Source organism: Streptomyces sp. NRRL S-31 (genome assembly GCF_000718775.1).
Taxonomy (GTDB): Bacteria; Actinomycetota; Actinomycetes; order Streptomycetales; family Streptomycetaceae; genus Streptomyces.
The window spans coordinates 1-228 of the sequence record NZ_JOCB01000303.1 but is presented as its reverse complement, the minus strand read 5'-3'; the positions used below and the strand labels follow the sequence as shown (position 1 = coordinate 228).

Genomic DNA, 228 nt, shown 5'->3' with positions numbered 1-228 from the left:
TGTCGGCACCGCGGGCAGCGGCATCACTGCCTTCACCGTTGCCGTTCCTCTCGCCTGCGGTGCTGCCTCCGCCGTTGCTGACCGTGTCGTGGGTGGTGTTGCCCCCGGCGTGCCGGTTCTCCTCGCCGGTACGGGTGAGGGGGACGGGCGTGGGGTCGGTGAGGGTGATGTAGGTGCCGTCGGGGGGGATGCGAGTACCGCGGTCCTCACCCGCGGGAGCGGCGGCAC

The 228-nt window shown here is 72.4% G+C and carries 1 protein-coding gene; it reads right to left on the bottom strand.

Going from position 1 to position 228, the window contains the following annotated elements; all coding sequences use genetic code 11:
- The coding region (locus IF37_RS45410) for a hypothetical protein (RefSeq protein WP_037858572.1) at window positions 1-228 on the bottom strand (228 nt) is incomplete at both ends.